This is a genomic window from Rhizobium nepotum 39/7, from assembly GCF_000949865.1.
GTDB lineage: Bacteria > Pseudomonadota > Alphaproteobacteria > Rhizobiales > Rhizobiaceae > Agrobacterium > Agrobacterium nepotum.
Genome location: NZ_JWJH01000010.1, coordinates 1 through 18,239, shown reverse-complemented (window position 1 = coordinate 18,239; position 18,239 = coordinate 1). Strand labels below are relative to the sequence as shown.

The 18,239-nt window shown below is 59.6% G+C and carries 19 protein-coding genes; 11 read left to right on the top strand and 8 right to left on the bottom strand.

The annotated features are described in order from the left end of the window. Nucleotides 1-21 precede the first annotated feature (21 nt). Nucleotides 22-756 carry an SDR family NAD(P)-dependent oxidoreductase gene (locus RS75_RS11960; protein ID WP_045020665.1) on the bottom strand — a complete coding sequence of 245 codons (735 nt, stop codon included), beginning with the start codon at nt 754-756 and terminating at the stop codon, nt 22-24. A gap of 201 nt (nt 757-957) precedes the next feature. On the opposite strand from RS75_RS11960, the gene RS75_RS11955 reads away from it, so the two are divergent. After that, on the top strand, nt 958-1,905 hold the full coding sequence (locus RS75_RS11955) for a LysR family transcriptional regulator (RefSeq protein ID WP_045020663.1): 948 nt from the start codon (nt 958-960) through the stop codon (nt 1,903-1,905). 273 nt (nt 1,906-2,178) lie between these two features. Here RS75_RS11955 and RS75_RS11950 read toward each other — a convergent pair whose 3' ends face one another. Continuing rightward, complete coding sequence (locus RS75_RS11950; RefSeq protein WP_045020660.1) at nt 2,179-2,766, bottom strand: DUF1349 domain-containing protein; 588 nt, start codon at nt 2,764-2,766, stop codon at nt 2,179-2,181. A 370-nt stretch (nt 2,767-3,136) separates the two neighbouring features. On the opposite strand from RS75_RS11950, the gene RS75_RS11945 reads away from it, so the two are divergent. After that, nucleotides 3,137-3,946 carry a cyclase family protein gene (locus RS75_RS11945; RefSeq protein ID WP_045020658.1) on the top strand — a complete coding sequence of 270 codons (810 nt, stop codon included), beginning with the start codon at nt 3,137-3,139 and terminating at the stop codon, nt 3,944-3,946. Between the two features lie 556 nt (nt 3,947-4,502). Then, nucleotides 4,503-5,405 carry an NmrA family NAD(P)-binding protein gene (locus RS75_RS11940; RefSeq protein WP_234704259.1) on the top strand — a complete coding sequence of 301 codons (903 nt, stop codon included), beginning with the start codon at nt 4,503-4,505 and terminating at the stop codon, nt 5,403-5,405. Nucleotides 5,406-5,603: 198 nt separating this feature from the next. On the opposite strand, the gene RS75_RS11935 is transcribed toward RS75_RS11940, so the two are convergent. Then, complete coding sequence (locus RS75_RS11935) at nt 5,604-6,068, bottom strand: MarR family winged helix-turn-helix transcriptional regulator (protein ID WP_045020655.1); 465 nt, start codon at nt 6,066-6,068, stop codon at nt 5,604-5,606. A 29-nt stretch (nt 6,069-6,097) separates the two neighbouring features. Here RS75_RS11935 and RS75_RS11930 point away from each other — a divergent pair, with 29 nt between their 5' ends. Further along, nucleotides 6,098-7,003 carry a haloalkane dehalogenase gene (locus RS75_RS11930; protein ID WP_267884616.1) on the top strand — a complete coding sequence of 302 codons (906 nt, stop codon included), beginning with the start codon at nt 6,098-6,100 and terminating at the stop codon, nt 7,001-7,003. 634 nt (nt 7,004-7,637) lie between these two features. On the opposite strand, the gene RS75_RS11925 is transcribed toward RS75_RS11930, so the two are convergent. Next, complete coding sequence (locus RS75_RS11925) at nt 7,638-7,928, bottom strand: I78 family peptidase inhibitor (protein ID WP_052679676.1); 291 nt, start codon at nt 7,926-7,928, stop codon at nt 7,638-7,640. A 1,431-nt stretch (nt 7,929-9,359) separates the two neighbouring features. Between RS75_RS11925 and RS75_RS11920 the strand changes: the two genes are divergently transcribed. The 4 genes from RS75_RS11920 to RS75_RS11905 all read left to right on the top strand — a co-directional run bounded on the left by RS75_RS11920 (nt 9,360) and on the right by RS75_RS11905 (nt 11,880). Then, nucleotides 9,360-9,647 carry a BufA1 family periplasmic bufferin-type metallophore gene (locus RS75_RS11920; protein WP_045020650.1) on the top strand — a complete coding sequence of 96 codons (288 nt, stop codon included), beginning with the start codon at nt 9,360-9,362 and terminating at the stop codon, nt 9,645-9,647. A 63-nt stretch (nt 9,648-9,710) separates the two neighbouring features. Beyond that, on the top strand, nt 9,711-10,592 hold the full coding sequence (gene bufB / locus RS75_RS11915) for an MNIO family bufferin maturase (protein ID WP_045020648.1): 882 nt from the start codon (nt 9,711-9,713) through the stop codon (nt 10,590-10,592). Nucleotides 10,593-10,594: 2 nt separating this feature from the next. Next, nucleotides 10,595-11,371 (top strand): HvfC/BufC N-terminal domain-containing protein, encoded by a 777-nt coding sequence (locus tag RS75_RS11910; protein WP_045020646.1) that lies wholly within the window; start codon nt 10,595-10,597, stop codon nt 11,369-11,371. After that, nucleotides 11,368-11,880 (top strand): DoxX family protein, encoded by a 513-nt coding sequence (locus RS75_RS11905; RefSeq protein WP_045020643.1) that lies wholly within the window; start codon nt 11,368-11,370, stop codon nt 11,878-11,880. Before RS75_RS11910 ends, RS75_RS11905 begins: the two co-directional genes overlap by 4 nt. Before the next feature lie 158 nt (nt 11,881-12,038). On the opposite strand, the gene RS75_RS11900 is transcribed toward RS75_RS11905, so the two are convergent. Then, a complete protein-coding gene (locus RS75_RS11900; RefSeq protein WP_045020642.1) occupies nt 12,039-12,944 on the bottom strand; it encodes a LysR family transcriptional regulator in 906 nt (301 codons plus the stop codon). A gap of 105 nt (nt 12,945-13,049) precedes the next feature. Between RS75_RS11900 and RS75_RS27090 the strand changes: the two genes are divergently transcribed. Together RS75_RS27090 and RS75_RS11890 are read left to right on the top strand one after the other, a co-directional pair. Next, nucleotides 13,050-13,340, top strand: a complete 291-nt coding sequence (locus tag RS75_RS27090) for an SGNH/GDSL hydrolase family protein (RefSeq protein WP_045020640.1) — start codon at nt 13,050-13,052, stop codon at nt 13,338-13,340. Nucleotides 13,341-13,371: 31 nt separating this feature from the next. Then, nucleotides 13,372-14,409: an aldo/keto reductase gene (locus RS75_RS11890; protein WP_045020638.1), complete on the top strand. Its 1,038-nt coding sequence runs from the start codon at nt 13,372-13,374 to the stop codon at nt 14,407-14,409. A gap of 147 nt (nt 14,410-14,556) precedes the next feature. Here RS75_RS11890 and RS75_RS26620 read toward each other — a convergent pair whose 3' ends face one another. From RS75_RS26620 to RS75_RS11875, 3 genes are all read right to left on the bottom strand, one after another. Next, nucleotides 14,557-15,084 (bottom strand): hypothetical protein, encoded by a 528-nt coding sequence (locus tag RS75_RS26620; protein ID WP_160297181.1) that lies wholly within the window; start codon nt 15,082-15,084, stop codon nt 14,557-14,559. A 123-nt stretch (nt 15,085-15,207) separates the two neighbouring features. Next, entirely contained in the window at nt 15,208-15,849 is a 642-nt protein-coding gene (locus tag RS75_RS11880) for a response regulator (RefSeq protein ID WP_045020636.1), read from the bottom strand. A gap of 1 nt (nt 15,850) precedes the next feature. Further along, nucleotides 15,851-17,239, bottom strand: a complete 1,389-nt coding sequence (locus RS75_RS11875) for a sensor histidine kinase (RefSeq protein WP_045020634.1) — start codon at nt 17,237-17,239, stop codon at nt 15,851-15,853. A gap of 270 nt (nt 17,240-17,509) precedes the next feature. On the opposite strand from RS75_RS11875, the gene RS75_RS11870 reads away from it, so the two are divergent. After that, nucleotides 17,510-18,124, top strand: a complete 615-nt coding sequence (locus RS75_RS11870) for a hypothetical protein (protein WP_045020632.1) — start codon at nt 17,510-17,512, stop codon at nt 18,122-18,124. The last annotated feature ends 115 nt before the right edge of the window (nt 18,125-18,239 follow it).

Below are 18,239 nucleotides of genomic sequence, written 5' to 3'. Positions count from 1 at the left end.
AGCGCCGCAGGGCGTGGCGGGTCAGAGTTGTGCCAGGCCGCCGTCGACGGCGACTTCGCTGGCGGTCATGAAGCTGCTATCGTCGGACGCGAGAAACGCGGCGACCGCCCCAATCTCCAAGGGATCGGCCATGCGCTGAAGCGGTGTCATCGCCCCGTAGGCCTTCTGGCCCTCCTCGCCGAGCGCCTCTTTGGCGAGTTCCGTCGCCGTCGCTCCGGGCGACAGCACGTTGACCCGGATGCCGGTGCCCTTCAGGTCCTCCGCCCAGGTCCGCGCGAGGTTGCGGACTGCCGCCTTGCTGGCGCTGTAGGCCGTAAACCCTGGTGCGCCAGTAGTACCGGCGCTTGATCCAGTCAGGATGATCGAACCGCCCTTACCCATCAGCGGCAGCGCCTTCTGGACTGTGAAGATCGTACCCTTCACATTGGTCTCGAATGTTTCGTCGATATGCCTGGCGGTGATCTGGCCGAGTGGAAGCGGGCTTCCGGCCCCGGCATTGGCGAAAACGATGTCGAGCGTGCCGCGCTCGGCCTTAACTGTCGCGTAGAGCTGATCGAGGTCTGCCTCAGAGGAGACCGACCCCTTCACGGCGCGCGCATTGGGTCCGAGCTCGGCCACCGCGGCGTCGAGCGCGTCCTGCCGGCGTCCGTAGATAAAGACGAAGGCACCCTCCTCGACGAAGCGCTTTGCTGCCGCGCGTCCGATACCCGTAGCGCCGCCGGTGATCACGGCGGTCTTCCCATTCAGTCTGGTCATGTCATGCATCCTTCATCGCAGAGAGTAGGGTCAGTGCGCCGACCCAGGTTGTTTTGCGCTCTTCAGGTAGGCGGCCGTGGTCGGCGCTATCAGTATGGAAAGCTGCACAAGGGTGGTGCATAATCACACCGCCTGAACCCACATGATCTGTGGTACGGCACCGCCTCACGGCGTCAGCATTGCGATTTGGCGGGGAACACGATGGCGATCGACTGGGATGACGTCCGATATTTTCTCGCTGTGGCACGACATGGTTCCGTCCGCGCCGCCGCAGTCCAGCTCCAGGTCAATCACACGACGGTCCTGAGGCGCATCGCGCAGCTTGAGGCGCTGCTGCATTCACAGTTGTTCGAAAAACTGCCGACGGGCTATCGGCTCACCGAAGCGGGCGAACAGGTGCAGGAAATGGCGGAGCAGATGGAGGCTTCGTCCAATCTACTGGTGGGCCGCGTGTCCGGCCGTGATCAGGCCGTACGTGGTCCTCTGCGCGTCACCATGGCACCGACACTGGCAACACATCTGTTGATGCCCGACTTTGCCGCCTTCGCACGACGGAACCCAGAAATCGAATTGGAGATCCACTCCACACTGGAGAATCTCAACCTGACAAATCGCGAAGCTGACGTCGCTTTGAGGGTCGTCTTCAATCGCAACTCTCTGCCGCAGAACCTTCACGGCATGAAAGGACCGGACCTTTCGGTTGGTGTCTACATGTCACGCCATCTCCTCGCGGCCTGGAAAGCCGGAAACTCTGGGCCCATCAGATGGATATCGAAAAACATGGAAGGGGTGCCCGAGTGGGCGAAGGGCGACGTCGTGGAAATCACTGGAGCCCCATTCCGCGTGCCGGAAGATGCAGCCCATCTCGAGGCGATGCGCCAGGGCTTGGGGATATCCGCGCTCCCCAGCTTCGTCGGAGATGCCGAGCCGCTGTTCGTTCGAGTTCCTGGCACGCGCCTCGGACCCCATGGAACGCTGTGGGTGCTGACACAAGGAGAGACACGAAAGACAAAGCGCGTCCGCCTGTTCACGGAGTTTATATCGGAGAGGCTGCGTGCTCATGCCGGAGTGCTTGCAGGCGACACAGCTCGCCAGGATGACTCGACCAGATCCGACAGGCTAACCACGATTTCGTCTCAGAACGAATAAGGGCGAAGGCTCTTCCACAGCCAACCAGGCTTTTATCGAAGCAGGAACGACAGCTCTCGAAGGATCCCGTCAACCTCAAGTTCCTTTTCTCCTGTTGCGATACCTGTGTCTACGAGCCAAACCAGATCAACCTCCCTCAGGCTGCCTGGCATGTCGATGCCCGTTGCAGCGACCGGGACACGCGGTTGCCTGTCACAGCCCCGGTTTTCAAAAATGGACCCAGCCTGCAGCAATCGGCTGAATGCAATTCGTGACAGTCCCGCCCCAGCACCATTAATCCGACAGATCGTGAAGATCGGTGGTGAGAGCCTCACCGACCGAGAACTCCGAAAAACGAACCTCCAGCCCGGCGCGCTCAGGTGTACACGCAGTCAAGCCGACGAGATAACGCGAGGCGACAGGGAAAGGAGCGAGCCGCAACAACGGCCACACCCTTCCGTCAGACGAGGCCTGAATGCGCATCGCGCCACTACTCAACGTAATACGGATGTAGAAATCCTCGAGTTGCCTGAAAGGCTGGGAGACCGACCAGTCAGATTTCCCGTCAGTGATAACGGTGCTGAGGAAGCGTTCCCCGTCGGTGAACTCTACCCCCGTCTTGACCCATCTGTTTTCGTCGATGCGAACCATCAGACCTGCCTGATCATAAAGAGACCGGAATTCCCCCTGAACGCGGACCCTCGCCGTGAACCCATCACCTGTGGGTACACCGAAGAAATGCCCGCTGTCGCGCGTAAATCCATAATGCGTCTCACGCCAGAAATCGGTGTTCGCATCCGTCGTTAAAGTGAGGCCAGTTTCTGTGGCATCCCACACTGCTGGCTCGTTGAGCCAACTGGCTTCTTTGAGATTAACGTTCATGAAGCTGTCCTCCGAAAGCGCCCTTTACCCCATGTATGAGCCGAGGACCGATACCTATCATGGCCACCTGCGTGAAGAAAACGTCTCCGCATAAAGCCGGACCCGTCCAATGTCGTACACCTCACGGACAGGACAACGTTGGTGACAACCAGCGGCGCACCTTCCAGCTCCAGTTCTACGCTAACGGATATCTCTGATATCTCGATACCGAGATCATGGGCGCTCTTGTGGGAGGTATTGAGGATCTAACCAGTGAAAAGGCAGCATGTCTTTCTACCGAAACTACGATCTTAAAAATCGACTAATCTTGCTTCATTCCGGTTTTGAGATACCGTCATGAACAGAGGTTTTGTAACGGAGGGAAGATCGGATGTGCAATCACTGCGTGATAGAGGACGTGAAGAAGAACATGCTGTCGCGTCGCATGCTGTTCAAAGGTGCGGCCTTGGCAGGTGTGGCAATGGGCGTGGGAAACCTGGCGACACCGGTGCTTGCTCAGTCCGCTAGCAAAGTTGTCGATCTCACTCATGTGTACGATTCAACGTTTCCAACATTTGATGGCAAGCCCGGAATAGAGTTTGAATGGGCCGCCGATATCGCCAAAGACGGATATCAACTCCATAAACTGACGGTTTTTGAGCACACAGGAACCCATATCGACGCGCCTTTCCACTTCAGCGCCGATGGCGTCAGCGTCGATCAGCTGGAGCCACAAAAGCTGGTCGCGCCGTTGGTTATCATCGACATCACGGACCGTGCCAAAGAGGATGCCAATTCGACCATTGAGGCGGCGGATGTGGAACGATGGATCAGCACAAATGGCGAGATTCCCGCAGGTGCTGTCGTGGCTTTGCGCTCTGGCTGGGCGACAAAGGTAAAAAGTCCTTCATTCCGTAATGACGACGCTGGAAAATTCGCCTTCCCCGGTTTCAGCAAGTCGGCAACGGATTTACTGCTCAAGCTTGACACCGTGGCAATCGGCGTCGACACGCTTTCATTGGATCCGGGCAACTCTGCCGATTTTGCGGTGCACAATTCATGGCTTCCGGCAGGCCGCTACGGCATCGAAGGCCTGAACAATCTTGAAGCCCTGCCCCTCAAAGGAGCGACAATCGTCGTCGGCGCACCAACCCACCGAGGCGGGACCGGTGGCCCGGCTCGTATTCTGGCACTTGTTTAATCACAACCCTTCCCGTCGCGATGGACGACGACCTCCGGAGATGATGCCGCCGAGTAGGTCGAGCACGGGCGCGCGTGGGAAACGGACGAACAGGGCGCAGTAGACGCCCGTGCCTGCATCCGGTTCGTTGATACGGAGACCCCTGAGCACCGGCTGGCGGCATGCAGGCATCGCCGCTTTGGTAGACTTTCAGCTGGGCGCCCCAAAGCACCTCCTTGCGGCCCTCAATGATAACGATGAAGCCAGCGGCAGGCACGGAAACCTCCGAAATCGTCTCGCGGTGCCGGGAGACGAAGGCCGGGTATCGGCTTTGGCCGGGCTGTCATATCAAAGTCTCCGAACCAGACCCGACGCTCAAAGTTCCAAAGCATTTGAAGTTCGGCCCCGACGAACCGGACCCAATATTCGGACGGATCCGAAGGAATGTCGCCGTCGGGGGGAACCAACCGGACGTCTCCGATGTTCGTTTGAGATACAGACCATTTTCAGCAGGTACTCCAGGAGGTAACTCCCATGTCCCGGACCGCTGGTGTTTTATCGCCGCGCGTTTGCGTGCATGGGGCGCAATACGGAGACGACAATGCACATCATCATGGGCGGCACTGGACGTGTTGGTTCGGCGGTCGCCGCGAATCTGCTGGGCCGAGGTGAGGCGGTGGCAATCGTGACGCGTGATGCCGAACGGGCCGACGGGTGGCGCACGAAGGGCGCTGAGATCATCGAAGTGAATGTGGAGGACGTGCCATCGCTGCGTGCGGCGTTTCAGCGAGCCAAACGCGCATTCCTCCTCAACCCGCCGGCTGATACGACCAGGGACACGGACGTCGTCGAACGGCGCACAGTCGCCAGTATCCTCGCCGCTCTGGAGGAGTCGGGGCTGGAAAAGGTGGTCGCGGCGTCAACGGCCGGCGTACAGCCCGGAGAGCGCCTCGGGGATCTCAACGTCCTGTGGGAATTCGAGGAGGGCCTGCGCCAGCAGTCCATCCCGGCGGCGATCAACCGTGGTGTCTACTACATGAGCAACTGGGATGGTTTTCTCGATGTGATCCAGCGCGATGGCGTTCTGCCGACCATGTTTTCCGAGGATACGATCATTCCGATGGTTGCGCCCGCCGACCTCGGCCAGGCCGCCGCCGAGCGACTATTGTCTTCGAGCGAAGACGTCGGCGTCTGGTATGTCGAAGGGCCCGAGCGTTATTCGCCGCGCGATGTGGCGGATGCTTTCGCAGCGGCGCTTGGGCGGTCAGTGAAACTGGCGATCACGCCACGAACCAAGTGGAAGCAGGCGTTTCTGGATCTGGGCTTCTCCGAGCCGGCTGCAGCCTCCTACGTACGGATGACCGAGATCAGCGTCGATGGCGGCTTTGAGCTGGCTGACGACCCCTGGCGCGGCTCGACATCGCTGGAAAGCTACGTTCGTGATCTCGTCGCAAGGTCCGGAAAAGGCGATCGCGGCTAGGTGGCCTCTGAACATTAAAGGGGCACAGATATACGGCAGGTGGATCAAAGGGTGCACATTTGGCCGATTGGCGCGTACCGGCAAGGTCGCAATCGGGGTAGAAACCTGAAGCTGGCGGACCTTCTGTACGTTCCCACGGTGCCCCGCCCCGGGCGATCGGGCCTCGTGTCGGATAATGAATCGGCCGCCTAGAACCATTCAGTTCTTGGCATCATTGCCCCTACCTTGCAGCTTGCCGAGAAGTGCTTGCAGAGCAGAACGCAACACCTCCAGGTCGCTTTCGCCAAGGAGTCGCGCCCACACTTCTTCAACGCGCTTGCCGGTGGCCATTGCGAGCGGACGTATCTGCTTTCCGCGTTCCGTAAGAAAAACCAGGCGTGCACGCTTGTCGGCTGGATGCGGCCGCCGCTCGACATAGCCTAGTTTCTCCAACTCCTCCACGGCCTGCGCCATCGATTGCTTGCGCACGCCCGCCTTCACCGTCAGTTCGGACACCTGAATGCCTTCGGGCGGCACAAAGCTGAAGACATTCGCGTGATGTAGGCGGATGTCGCCGAAACCCGATTGGTCCAGCGCCTCATCGACGGCCGAGGAAAAATGCTGGTGAGCAAGCCGCAGCAGGACGCCGAGCGATTGCGGAGCGGGAACAGAGCCTATGGACATATTGACAGGTACCTGTCTAACTAGTTTAGATAGACAGGTACCTTACTAAATCCGACACAAGGAATAAAGCCATGCCTTCGCTGCAAGTTCTCAATTCCACGATGTTCTACCGCGAGTCCGGGACCGGCAACCCATTCGTGTTCCTACACGGCAACCCGACATCGTCCTATGTCTGGCGAAACGTCATTCCGCATATTGGATCGCCTGCCCGCAGCCTCGCTCCTGATCTCATCGGCATGGGCCAGTCCGGCAAGCCGGACATCACCTACCGCTTCTCCGATCATGCCGAATATCTCGACGCCTGGTTCGAAAAGTTGTCGCTCGACCAAGTGATCCTCATCGGCCACGATTGGGGCGGCGCGCTCGCCATGGACTGGGCGGCTCGGCATCCGCAACGCGTCCGGGGCGTAGTCCTCATGGAGACGATCCTTCGACCGATGACTTGGAATGATTTCCCTGGCCCGCATCGGCTTAGATACGAGACGATCCGCGCCACCGGCAGCGGCGAAACCAAGGTCCTCGATGAGAACTTCTTTATCGAGCAGGCGCTCACGGTTACGATTCAGTCCGGCCTGAGCGCCGAGGATCACGACATCTACCGGCAGCCTTATTCCACCCGAGAAAGCAGGCGCCCCCTGCTCGCGTGGCCGAGAGAAATGCCGATAGAGGGCGAACCTGCCGATACGGTGAGACGCATCGAAGCCTACGACACTTGGCTGGCGAATTCACCGGAAACCCCCAAACTGCTGCTGACCTTCGACAACTCGGGTGGCGCCCTCATGATCGGACCGGAAATGTCAGGTTGGGCGCAAGGGAACATCTCCTCCCTGGAGGTGGAGGCATGCGGACCGGCTGCCCACATTTGCCCGGAAGATCAGCCAGAGATCATCGGCAAGGCCGTCGCTGCGTGGGCGGACCGTCATAAGCTGCGTTGACGTACGTCAGGATGCGGCCATCGCATTGGTGGGGGCCGCCGATATCATCGGGGCGGGAACGTCGGCAATGCACTCATTTTGCACCACAGCGCACTGGAACCGAATTTCCGGAACGGGTAGAGAGCGGCCGCTTGAGAAGGCGGGAAGCTCTCTGCCCGCATGACTCAGATTCCGCGCTTGTAACGGGCGAGCAATTTTTGACCATCGGCTCGCAATTCGCGTTTTGGAGCCAACAAATCGGTAGAGCGTCTGTGCGGGCAAGAATTCCTTTAAATAACCTTCAGCCCGGGACGGTAAAAGCGAAGCACGGGCATCCGCGGAAATTTCATGTCGACCAGGACAGGATCGACGCCGGGTTCGGGACCCGCCGGGATGAACGACCGATTTCATTCATGGTGGATGAGATGACGTGGCCGCCAAAGCATACGGGGATGTCGGTATCCCTTTCGGCCGCGGGACCTACCGCAGTCTCTACGATCAAATCCAGAAACAATTTTCGTTCCCGTTTGGATCCAACGATTCATCACCCTCGCTCCAAACAGATTTCCCTCTGCGCACGCCGCTATAAGGTTTCGGCGGAAACTTACAACTTGACAGTAAATCTAGCGCCTCCACGGTCTATCTCTGAGACGTCTCATCCGCACCTGGCTCCTACGACCCGACCGGACACAGGATCGGTCTCGATAGTGACCCGATCCTCTCTGAAGTCCTGGGTCACCATCTGGCCTGGCTCGATCTGGCGAACGATTTTCGAGTTCGTGATCCGCATGGCCTCCGCATCTGTCGGCTTTAACTTGCCAACGAGGCTTTGAACAGCGTCAGCGTTGCAGGGCCCTTTTGCCGGCGTTGTCGACGCATTATCGGCGGCGCATGAGGCCAACACTGCAATTGTGCTTACAACAAGAGCCTTGACGGACTTGGGCATGCGATATCTCCTTCAGGTTCATCTGTGATCATGACACGCTGTGCCGAATGCGACGCGACCAACAAAATTAGCGTTTGCCCCAAGACCAGGGACAGCAGAACAGCCAGCTTCCACTATGATCAGGACAAGCCCTCATCCAACGTTGACTCTCGTGAGGATGAATCAATTCTCCGAGAACCACAATGGTCGATCGCAGGGTCTCCAGGCGCGGCATTCAAGCTGGTTGGCATAAGTGTCCGGCACCGGTATCATTAGCTAATCCACCGCGCTGCCGGTTTCGCGATTGCGCCCACGCGCATGAACCAGGCTGCATGTTCAATCGGTTGTCAAAAGCGGCGCTTTGGCCGCCGACCGCGTTGAACGCTGACAAAGCCTTGTTGCTGAAAGCCGTGACAGAACACCTGCCTCAGCGGGCCACACGGCAACAAGATCGTTCACAAAAAGAACTATTGAGATTTGCACATCTTGACGGGATCCGGTGTGGGCAGCCTGCCGTCGGCAGTTCCTCCACGAAATACAGTCATCGTTTGGCTGATGGTATAGACTGATCGTAAAAAGAGGCCCGTCGCCCCGCCAAGCGACAGGCCCCGATGCCGCGGCCTGTTTCAGGGGACGCGCGACGGGCGTCGTCTTAAAACCGTAGAAACCAGCCTACAACCCCAAAATTACCCGCCAATTTCAGAGGGCCTGGTTTTCAGGAACATTTCGATGATCAACTTCTCGCGATCAAAAAATAGAGGCCCGCAGACCTAGGGTGCTGCGGGCCTCTGTTAGGCCGCTTGGCGGAGCGACCACGCGCAAGGTGGCCTCTGGCGCATGAACGTCAGATGAATAAGCGTCTCCCACGGACGGCAATAAACAACCCGTAAAAATCAGGGGAACATTATAGCGATCGCCTGACACACAGCGGCTAAGCATGGGAGCGAGCTGAGCAGGTTCACGTCTCAACGGTTCAATTTCGTTCAGTGAGGCCGGGAGTTGAGTAATTTCATAACGCCCGGTCGGCATCGGTCATAACTCGGTGGTACAGGCAGTTCCGGAAATGACGGATTGGTGCTCTCGGACGGCAATGACCCCCAGCGGCTCCTCGCGGGTGTCATTGAGCGATGTTACGGAGAGCTGCAAGCCGCGCGACCGTTGACTGCAACACGAAACCTAAAGGCTACGACGGCCTGCTCTGGGTCCTCCGATCGAAATGGAGCATGCTGCGGCTAATAATCCATTCCGTCGGGCCTGGGCAGTAAAGCTTGAGGGGGGCCTGCCATGATCTGCGCAGCGCGTGATACTCGGCGCCCGATTTACCTTTCCATGGAGACGAAAATGACATCACGAATTCGTGTTGTGGGCCGACCGTAACATCGGGGCGGCCCAAACGGATAGATATATACGCAGCCGATCACCGGTCTGCGAATGTCAAAGAGGAGATCATCCATGAACCGCTCCACGCTTACCCTCGCCCTCGCTGGCTCCCTCGCGTCGGCAATTGCATCCGTTTCCTTCGCAGCGCCGCTTGCGCCGGAGAAGATGGTCGGCAACGAGAAGTGCTATGGCATTGCACTGAAGGGTCAGAACGATTGCGCCGCCGGCGCCGGCACCACCTGCGCAGGCACTTCGACCATGGACTACCAGGGCAATGCCTGGAAGGCCGTCCCGGCCGGCACCTGCACCTCGATGAATGTCGACGGCCACAAGGGCATGCTGGAACCTATGAAGGGCTGAACGTCTATCGGAGGCCCGGCTTTCCGGGTCTCCACCCCTTCAGTCAAAACCGGGAGAACAGCAATGACCGCGTCAGAAAGACATGCCATCGCCTTGCCGCAACGTGCTGGGCTCGGCCTGAAGCCGGAGCACTACGAAATCATTCTCGCAACCAGGCCGGACGTCGGCTTCTTCGAAGTCCATGCTGAAAACTATATGGGCGCTGGCGGCCCGCCGCACCGTTATCTTGAGGCCGTTGCGGATCTTTACCCGCTATCGCTTCATGGCGTCGGCCTGTCGATTGGCGCGGCACGCGATCTCGACAAGGAACATCTGAAACGGCTCCGCATCCTCATTAATCGCTACAGGCCGCAGAGCTTCTCGGAACACCTGGCCTGGTCGACCCACGAGACCGGCTTCCTCAACGACCTTCTGCCGCTGCCCTATACGGCCGAAACGCTGGAGCGCGTCATCGACCACGTCGACGAGACCCAGCAATGGCTTGGCCGGAAAATCCTGCTCGAAAATCCATCGACCTATCTGCTATTCACCGAAAGCACGATCGACGAGGTGGATTTCCTGATCGAAATCGCCAGCCGAACCGGATGCGGACTACTGCTCGACGTCAACAACGTCATGGTTTCGGCAGTGAACCACCGTCTCGATCCGGTCGCCTATATCGACCGCTTTCCGGTCGAGCTGGTGGGTGAGATCCACCTTGCCGGTTATGACGAGACCCTTGATTGCGTCGGAGACCGGTTACTGATCGATGCCCACGGCAGCGCAGTCAGCCTGGATGTGGTGGAGCTCTTCCGCCATACGCTGTCGCGCAGCGGTGCCTTGCCGACATTGATTGAATGGGACAACAACGTCCCGGACTTTGCCACTCTTCAAGCGGAGGCCACTCGCGTCGATGCCATGTTGAACGAAGCGGCCGAGAAAAGCTGCGCCAACCGGGCGGCGTAACCATGGGTATCACCGAAACCCAGAACGCCTTTGCTGCGGCCCTGCTTCATCCGGACCGGCCGCTTCCGAACGACATCACCACCGCGCGTGGCGCCGCCGATCCATCGCGTTTTGCCGTCTATCGCAACAATGTCCATGTCGGGCTGACAACAGCACTGGGGCAGCGTTTTCCAGTGACAAAACGGTTGGTCGGCTCAGATTTCTTTACTGGAATGGCACGTGCTTACGCCACCGATCACAAACCCCTCTCACCGCTCATGATGCAGTATGGCGATGATTTCCCGGACTTCATCGCAGTCTTTCCGCCTGCAGCGTCTCTCGTTTATCTGGCCGACGTGGCGCGGATCGAGGTTGCATGGACTGAGGCCTATCATGCTGCAGACGGTGTGCCGTTGGAAGTCACCCAGCTCTTCGCCGTTCCCCCTGACCATATCGCAAACGTGTCGCTCGTCCCGCATCCCTCGGCAAGGCTTGTTGTGTCGGACTTTCCGGCCGCCTCCATCTGGAGCGCCCATCAGGGAGAGGCAGTGACATCGGTCACTGATTGGCGACCCGAGACGGCGCTTGTCGTGCGGCCGGCCACGCATGTCGAGATCACGGTTTTACCCTCAGTGGACGCCGTCTTCGCGGCCCGTCTTTTTGAGGGAGCGCGCCTTGGTGAAGCCGCGCTGACGGCACTTGCCACGGCGCCCGGGTTTGATTTCGGATCGGCCATGATCGGCCTGATTGGCCTTGGCGCATTCAGCGCCTTTGAACCTGTTGAAGGGGAAATTCTATGACCATCGAACGCGCTTCTTCCAGCAGTCGCGACGCAGCTCTTGTCTGGCTTCATCGCCGCGCCGAAGGCCTGCTTGCGTCCATCCCACAGTCGCTGCCATTGCTGGCGTTGCGCCTTGGCCTCGCAATTCCGTTCTTCAAATCCGGGCTGACAAAGTGGGACGGATTTCTGACCCTTTCGACCGGAGCCAGATATCTGTTCGAACAGGAATTCAAGTTGCATATATTCGGTAACCAGATCCCTTACCCTATGCCGTTGACCATGGCAGCGGCGGCCGGAATTGGCGAACTCGTGCTGCCTATCCTGCTGGTACTCGGCCTTTTCACCCGCTATGCAGCTCTTGGCCTGCTCGTGATGACGGCAGTAATCCAGCTCACCATTCCGGATGGATGGGCCAATTTCCACCTGCCCTGGGCCGCCATGGCGCTGACACTTGTGGTCCTTGGCAGCGGTAGAATTGCTCTTGATCCCCTCGTGAACCTGAAGCACGACAACGGCACGACCATATGATTCGTAAAAGCCTCCAGATGAAGCATGACCCGCCTGCCGACACCGCCCAATAGCCGATCCGGAAGCTCGCCATTCAGATGCTCCAGCTCTGCACAGTGCGCATGTGCCTGGTCAGTGTTTTGGGACGGTCTGTGGGAATTTTGCGAATTCATCTGGCGTCAGCACACCCTTCCATATTCGGCAAGGAAGTCTAGCAACGCCCTGACGCGCGAGGGCAGCGGGCCGCCCTGGCCGACATAGACGGCGTGGAATGCTTCCCTGTCTCCGGCATCGAGATGCCCAAACAACGATACGAGTCGACCGGCAGCAACATCCTCGCGCACGGTGAAGGCGGCGAGGCGGGCAAGGCCGACCCCAGCCAGGGCAAGATGGCGCAGCCCCTCACCATCGCTCGCCTGCACGCGGCCCGTGACAGGCACAACGCTGGTTTCATCGTTTTCCCGCAGCGTCCAACCATCAACGGCACGCACATAGCCGAAGCTGAGGCAATTATGTCGTTCCAGATCGGCAATCGTGCGCGGCTCGCCGCAGCGGTCGAGATAGGACGGAGCGGCAACGATGGTCAGCGCCGTCTCACCGAGCTTGCGCGCCACGAGGCTGGAGCTTTTCAGCGGTCCCGCCCGGATCGCAACATCCATACGCTCGGCCAGAAGATCGACCACGGCGTCGGTCTGAATGATGTCGAGCGTGACGCCCGGATGAAGGGCGAGGAACTTCGGCAGTGCCGGCGCCAGGACATGGGCGGCATAGGAGGCGCTGGTATTGATGCGAACGCGGCCAACTGGCTGTTCGCCCAGGCTCGCCGCGCGCTCGGCGTCTTCCAGATCGGCGAGGATGCGCGTCGCCCGCTCGTAGAAGGCGCATCCTTCGGGCGTGAGCTGGAGCTGCCGTGTCGAGCGGTTGAGAAGCCTTGCACCAAGCCGCGCTTCCAGCCGTGCAATGAGCTTGCTGACCGCCGAAGGCGTCATGCGGGACGCGCGCGCGGCAGGCGAGAAGCCACCGAGTTCGACCACGCGCACGAACACGTCCATCTCCCCCGATCGGTTGACCTCAAGTCGCGCCATGATGAGTTCATCTCACAAGTGATATTCTTTTGCGCATTCTATCTCATCAAATACGAAAGGTCTATCTTTCTGTAAATTGCTGCGAAAGAAGATCGGGACTGCATCATGCCTCTGGCGCTCTACACCCTGACGGCCGGAGCCTTCGGCATCGGCGTCACCGAATTTGTCATCACGGGCCTCCTGCCGGAGGTCAGCCGTGAACTGACCGTCACCAGAGAAAGCGTCGCTTTCGATGCCATCGTGGATTTCGACGCGGTGCTCCGCGATCCCGCACGCCCCGCACACCCCGCACGCCTTACGCCGATATTCGATTCCGGCGACCACCTTCACCCCGGCGACGAGGGCAATCAGGCGATGGCGGAAGCCATTGATCTCGATGCACTCCTTGGTCGCTGATCCAGCCTCGAACAAACGACAGGAACATATCATGGATTATCGACCGCTCGGCAAATCAGGCCTCAAAGTGCCGGTTCTCAGCTTCGGCGCAGGCACCTTCGGTGGCTCCGGCCCGCTGTTCAGCAATTGGGGCACTTCGGACGCTACGGAAGCAAGACGCCTCGTGGACATCTGCCTGGAGGCCGGCGTCAACCTGTTCGACACAGCAGACGTCTATTCTGACGGCGCTTCGGAGGAAGTGCTTGGCGAGGCGATCAAGGGGCGGCGCGGCGCGGTGCTGATCTCGACCAAGACCAGTCTGCCGATGGGCGACGGGCCGAACGACGCGGGTTCATCGCGCTTCCGGTTGATCCGGGCCGTCGAGGATGCGTTGCGCCGCCTCCAGACGGACTACATCGATGTCCTGCAACTTCACGCCTTCGATGCCGGCACACCAGTCGAGGAAGTGCTTTCTACGCTCGACACGCTCGTTCGCGCCGGCAAGGTTCGCTATACTGGCGTGTCCAACTTCTCCGGCTGGCAGATCATGAAGTCGCTGGCCGTCGCCGACCGCTACGGCTGGCCGCGCTATGTCGTCAATCAGGTTTATTACTCGCTGGTCGGGCGCGACTACGAATGGGACCTCATGCCGTTTGGTGAGGATCAAGGCGTTGGCGCAATGGTGTGGAGCCCGCTCGGCTGGGGACGCCTGACCGGAAAAATCCGACGCGGCATGCCGCTGCCCGAAGGCAGCCGTCTACACGAAACCGCCAGCTTCGGTCCGCCAGTAGAGGACGAACATCTTTATCGTGTTGTCGATGCGCTCGATGCCGTGGCAGAAGAAACCGGCAAGACGGTCCCCCAGGTCGCGCTCAACTGGCTGCTGCAACGCCCGACCGTTTCGTCTGTCATCGTCGGCGCACGCAACGAGGAACAGCTTCGCCAGAATCTCGATGCTGTCGGCTGGAACCTGACGCCCGAACAGGTAGCAAAGCTGGATGAGGCCAGCGCCGTCACCGCACCGTATCCTCACTTCCCTTACCGGAGGCAAGAGGGCTTCGCGCGGCTCAGTCCGCCGATAGCGGGCTAAGGTCGATGGCAAGCGTTGCCTGGAGCCGTGCGGAAAGCAGAAAACGACAAATGTACGTGAGGCTCCCCATCAACCATGGAGCCGCCGACTGACGATCGCAGGCACCGGATTGCGCGGCTGCAATATGCGGCGCGCCGGTTACGATGGTTATTGCGCGTGCAGACCATAGGCTGGCATCGACTGGACGAATGTCTGAAGAACAGCAGAGAAACGTCCTGCGAGGGACATGACGGAAGACATGCGGTGACCACTCATGTAAAACTGGTTGTATAAGCTTGTGGCACGGAAAATGCGCAAGAGCCGGACCCTGGACATATCACATTGAAAGATACGCTCGTCATCATGCGCCGAATGTCTTTTGCTCTCTCTTGCGGGATGATCGTTACGCTCGCAGCTGTCGTTGCTCCCGTTAAATTCGATCCCTCCTCCTCTGGTATCGCTGTCTTTCTGGCTGAAGCGAATGCCAAGAATGGCGGTGGGGGCGGCGGCAATGGCGGTGGAAGCGGTGGCGGTAACGGCGGCGGAAACAGCGGTGGGAATGGGGGAGGCAACAGCGGAAAAGGCGGCGAGTCCCGTTCCAATGGCAAAGAAAACCAGCCGTCGGGAACCACGACAAAAAAGAACGCTATCGATGATGATCCCTCTCTTCCGGCAATCGGTGTCCGCCACAAACACGGGATTACGGAAACCGTCCTGGGGGGACGCTACATAATGAGGGACGGACGCGGTCGCACAATCGTCAACCGGGCGGCGACTGCCTCCGATCGGCGCAGGATCGAGGCACTGTTGCCGTAGCCTTCAGGTTTTACGTGCATCGCGCAGCGTCATCGCGGCTTCCGTGCGGTTGGTCACGCCGAGTTTGGTGAGGATTTGCGTCATATGATGCTTGACGGTCTTCTCCTGCAGATCGAGCTCGATTGCCACATGCTTGTTGCTCATGCCCACAGCAACCAGTTCCAGAACCTGCATTTCCCGCGGCGTCAGGTTTGCGATGAGCGCCGGCTTGCCGGGCGTCCTCTGGGTGCCTGCGGAAATCAGTCGTGCCGACAGGGTCGGCGCAACATAGCCTTCCCCCGCAGCAACCGTACGGATGGCATCGGCAAGTGTTCGTGCCCCCACTCCCTTCAGAACATAGCCCACGGCGCCGCGTTCGAGCGCCGTGACGACGTCTTCGCTCGTCTCCGAGACCGTCAGCATGACGATCTTCTGCAAAGGTGCGACGTTCAGAATGGCTGGGATGGCGTCGAGGCCACCGCCCGGCATTGAAATATCCATCAACAACACGTCCGGTCGCAGTGTTGCTGCAATGCGGACCGCATCTTCGCCGGAACTGCCTTCGGCTGCGATCTCGAATCCGTCGATTTCCGACAGGCTCTTTGTCACCCCATTCCGGAACAGAGGATGGTCGTCCACGACCGCGACCCGTATCTTCGTGCTCATCCTATTTCGTTTCCTCGATGCTGGTCGTCATGCGCAGGACAGTGCCGGTTTGCGACGAGATGATTTCGAACGTTCCGCCCAGACTCTCGACCCGTTCACGCAATCCTGCAAGACCGAGGCTGGCCGGGCCTACGCGTGAGGGGTCGAAGCCAGTCCCGCAGTCGGCCACTTCGATGATGATGAGGCCGCCCTCAGCACGTTGGGAAACCGCCTGTCCGGCGCCCCCGGCATGGCGGCAGGCATTGTTCAGGCCTTCCTGCACAAAGCGATAGATGCAGATCTTGGCGGCAGGCGAAAGATGTTCGGGCGGTGCCGACAGCGACAGCTCCACGGTCGTTCCAGTCCGCAATTGGTGGGCACGGATGCTCTGCTGGAGAATATCCGGCAGGCTTGCGCCCTCAATCTGTGGCAGGACGAGACCGCTGCAGATTGTCCGGATTTCCTGCATGGCTTCGTCGAGACTGGTTTTGATCGCGGCGATTTCGTTTTCCCGCGTCGCCTCAGGCGTGGATGATTTTCGCAGGGCCTCGCTGTCGAGACGCAACGCGGCATAAGCGAGAAGCTGGGCTGGGCCATCATGCAGATCTGCGCCGATCCGGCGCAGATATCCCTCATTTAGCGCCGTCGCGCGCCGTGTGGCGCGCTGTACGCGGCCCCGGAGCGCCTCGTTCTGCGATAACGATTCCGAAAGTTGCTCCACACGTTGCTTCTCGGCGTGACGCTGGCGTTCGATCGTCCTGCTGCCGCGAAGAACGATCGCGGACAACAGAATGAAGAAGGTGAATGTAAAGGCGGCAACGGCAAACCACGTGTGCAGCCTCGTTCGGAGGAGACTCTGCTGGAATTCACCGGCGGCCTCATGGAATTCCGAAACTGCCACAACCTGTCCGGACCACGGTTGCAGAACGGGATTATAAATTTTCAGAACAGGCTGCGCCGGCTCAGTTTGCCCGCTTTCGTCGCCCGTGGCCACGAACTGCGCAGCCATCTGGCCGGAGAAGGCCGTCTTGAGCATCTCGTTGAGGGGGTGTCTGGTTCCTGTGACGGCGTGATCGTTCGCATACAGGACCTTCCCGTCAGAGCGCCAGAGGCGGAACATCAGAAGGCGGTTGCCAAGCGCCCCTTGCCCCAGCGTCTCGTCCAGCGCGCGCGCCGAAGCATCGTCAAGCACTTCACTGCTCTGCATGTCCGGCAGTAGCGGCGCAACCACGCTGTCAACGTAGAGTGCCGTCGTCGCGGCCGCGTTGCTGGTTACAGTATCCTCGACGCGGTCTGAAACGAAGGCGCCGACCAGCGCCATTGCACACACCGAAACAGCGCCCCCAATGCTGACGAATTGCACGGCAAGCGATTGGGAGTTCCAGCGGAAGATGAGATTGCTGATGCGCACCGGAGACTCGAGTGGATTGCCGGAAGATGCGGCGAAATTATCCTTAGATTTTAGGGGAGTAGGACAGGCGTGGCAAGACGGCCCCCGTGTTTTAGCACGAAGCACCGGCACTTCCGGACCTTTGAACGGGCCAAACCTCGGACTTAGGTCCGTACAGAGGCGGAATCGGACGGGGGACGGTAGCGCCACAACCGGGCGGCGGCTAATTTCGCGGGAACGGTTCGTGCGCCCAGTGCGAGACGAGCCGGCGAGGAAATCAAGGAGATTCAAATGGCTATGAACAACACCATCGTCCGGAGCGTTCTGGCACTGAGCCTGGCGGTCATACCCGCAGCTGCCGGCATTGCCGGGTTTGCAGCCCCTGCTTTTGCGAAGGGTGGCGAAGGCAATGGCGGCGGTGGCGGTAATGGCGGCGGAGGAAATCATGGCGGTGACAACGGTAAATCCTCCTCCGGCAAATCCACGTCCGGCAAAGCGGAAGAGCGCGGCAGATCATCGCGGGAAGCCCCACGCGGGAAAGCCTCCAGCGCCAAGGCGTCTAAAGCGTCCGTCGACAAGACCAGGACGGTTTCACCCGGCCTGCGCTCTCTCAACCGCAACTATCGCGCCTACCTCAATACGAGTGATCCGCGCATGACGGCAGTTGCTGCGTATGCGCTGGCCTACGCTAAGTTCGAGGCGGAATACGGTGTCGATGCGGTCCCGACCGACCCGCAACTGAGTGACGAAGCTCTGCGGGAAGCGCTTGCAGGTTTCAGCAAAAGCGGTGTCGTGACGGATTCGACGCTCGACGAGGCAAAGTCCATCCTCGGCGTGGGAACCGAAGTCGGAAAGATCGATCAGATCCGCGAGTCGCTGCCGTCCGACGATACCGATCTCGAGTAAGCCATATTCGGCAGCCGCCGGCCGGCGGTTGTCGAAGCCGTTTAATGGGCGGTGGTGCATGCATGAGGCCGACGGCGCGACCGAAAAGCGCTCGGTGCAAGCCGGGCGTAAGCCA

Bases quoted from the DNA above. Each gene is read 5' to 3' on its own strand.
- RS75_RS11920 (WP_045020650.1), top strand. From the start codon at position 9,360: ATGAACCGCTCCACGCTTACCCTCGCCCTCGCTGGCTCCCTCGCGTCG.
- RS75_RS11880 (WP_045020636.1), bottom strand. From the start codon at position 15,849: ATGAGCACGAAGATACGGGTCGCGGTCGTGGACGACCATCCTCTGTTC.
- bufB (WP_045020648.1), top strand. From the start codon at position 9,711: ATGACCGCGTCAGAAAGACATGCCATCGCCTTGCCGCAACGTGCTGGG.
- RS75_RS11910 (WP_045020646.1), top strand. From the start codon at position 10,595: ATGGGTATCACCGAAACCCAGAACGCCTTTGCTGCGGCCCTGCTTCAT.
- RS75_RS27090 (WP_045020640.1), top strand. From the start codon at position 13,050: ATGCCTCTGGCGCTCTACACCCTGACGGCCGGAGCCTTCGGCATCGGC.
- RS75_RS11925 (WP_052679676.1), bottom strand. From the start codon at position 7,928: ATGCCCAAGTCCGTCAAGGCTCTTGTTGTAAGCACAATTGCAGTGTTG.
- RS75_RS11945 (WP_045020658.1), top strand. From the start codon at position 3,137: ATGTGCAATCACTGCGTGATAGAGGACGTGAAGAAGAACATGCTGTCG.
- RS75_RS11940 (WP_234704259.1), top strand. From the start codon at position 4,503: ATGGGGCGCAATACGGAGACGACAATGCACATCATCATGGGCGGCACT.
- RS75_RS11960 (WP_045020665.1), bottom strand. From the start codon at position 756: ATGACCAGACTGAATGGGAAGACCGCCGTGATCACCGGCGGCGCTACG.
- RS75_RS11905 (WP_045020643.1), top strand. From the start codon at position 11,368: ATGACCATCGAACGCGCTTCTTCCAGCAGTCGCGACGCAGCTCTTGTC.
- RS75_RS11900 (WP_045020642.1), bottom strand. From the start codon at position 12,944: ATGGCGCGACTTGAGGTCAACCGATCGGGGGAGATGGACGTGTTCGTG.
- RS75_RS11950 (WP_045020660.1), bottom strand. From the start codon at position 2,766: ATGAACGTTAATCTCAAAGAAGCCAGTTGGCTCAACGAGCCAGCAGTG.
- RS75_RS11870 (WP_045020632.1), top strand. From the start codon at position 17,510: ATGGCTATGAACAACACCATCGTCCGGAGCGTTCTGGCACTGAGCCTG.
- RS75_RS11955 (WP_045020663.1), top strand. From the start codon at position 958: ATGGCGATCGACTGGGATGACGTCCGATATTTTCTCGCTGTGGCACGA.
- RS75_RS11890 (WP_045020638.1), top strand. From the start codon at position 13,372: ATGGATTATCGACCGCTCGGCAAATCAGGCCTCAAAGTGCCGGTTCTC.
- RS75_RS11935 (WP_045020655.1), bottom strand. From the start codon at position 6,068: ATGTCCATAGGCTCTGTTCCCGCTCCGCAATCGCTCGGCGTCCTGCTG.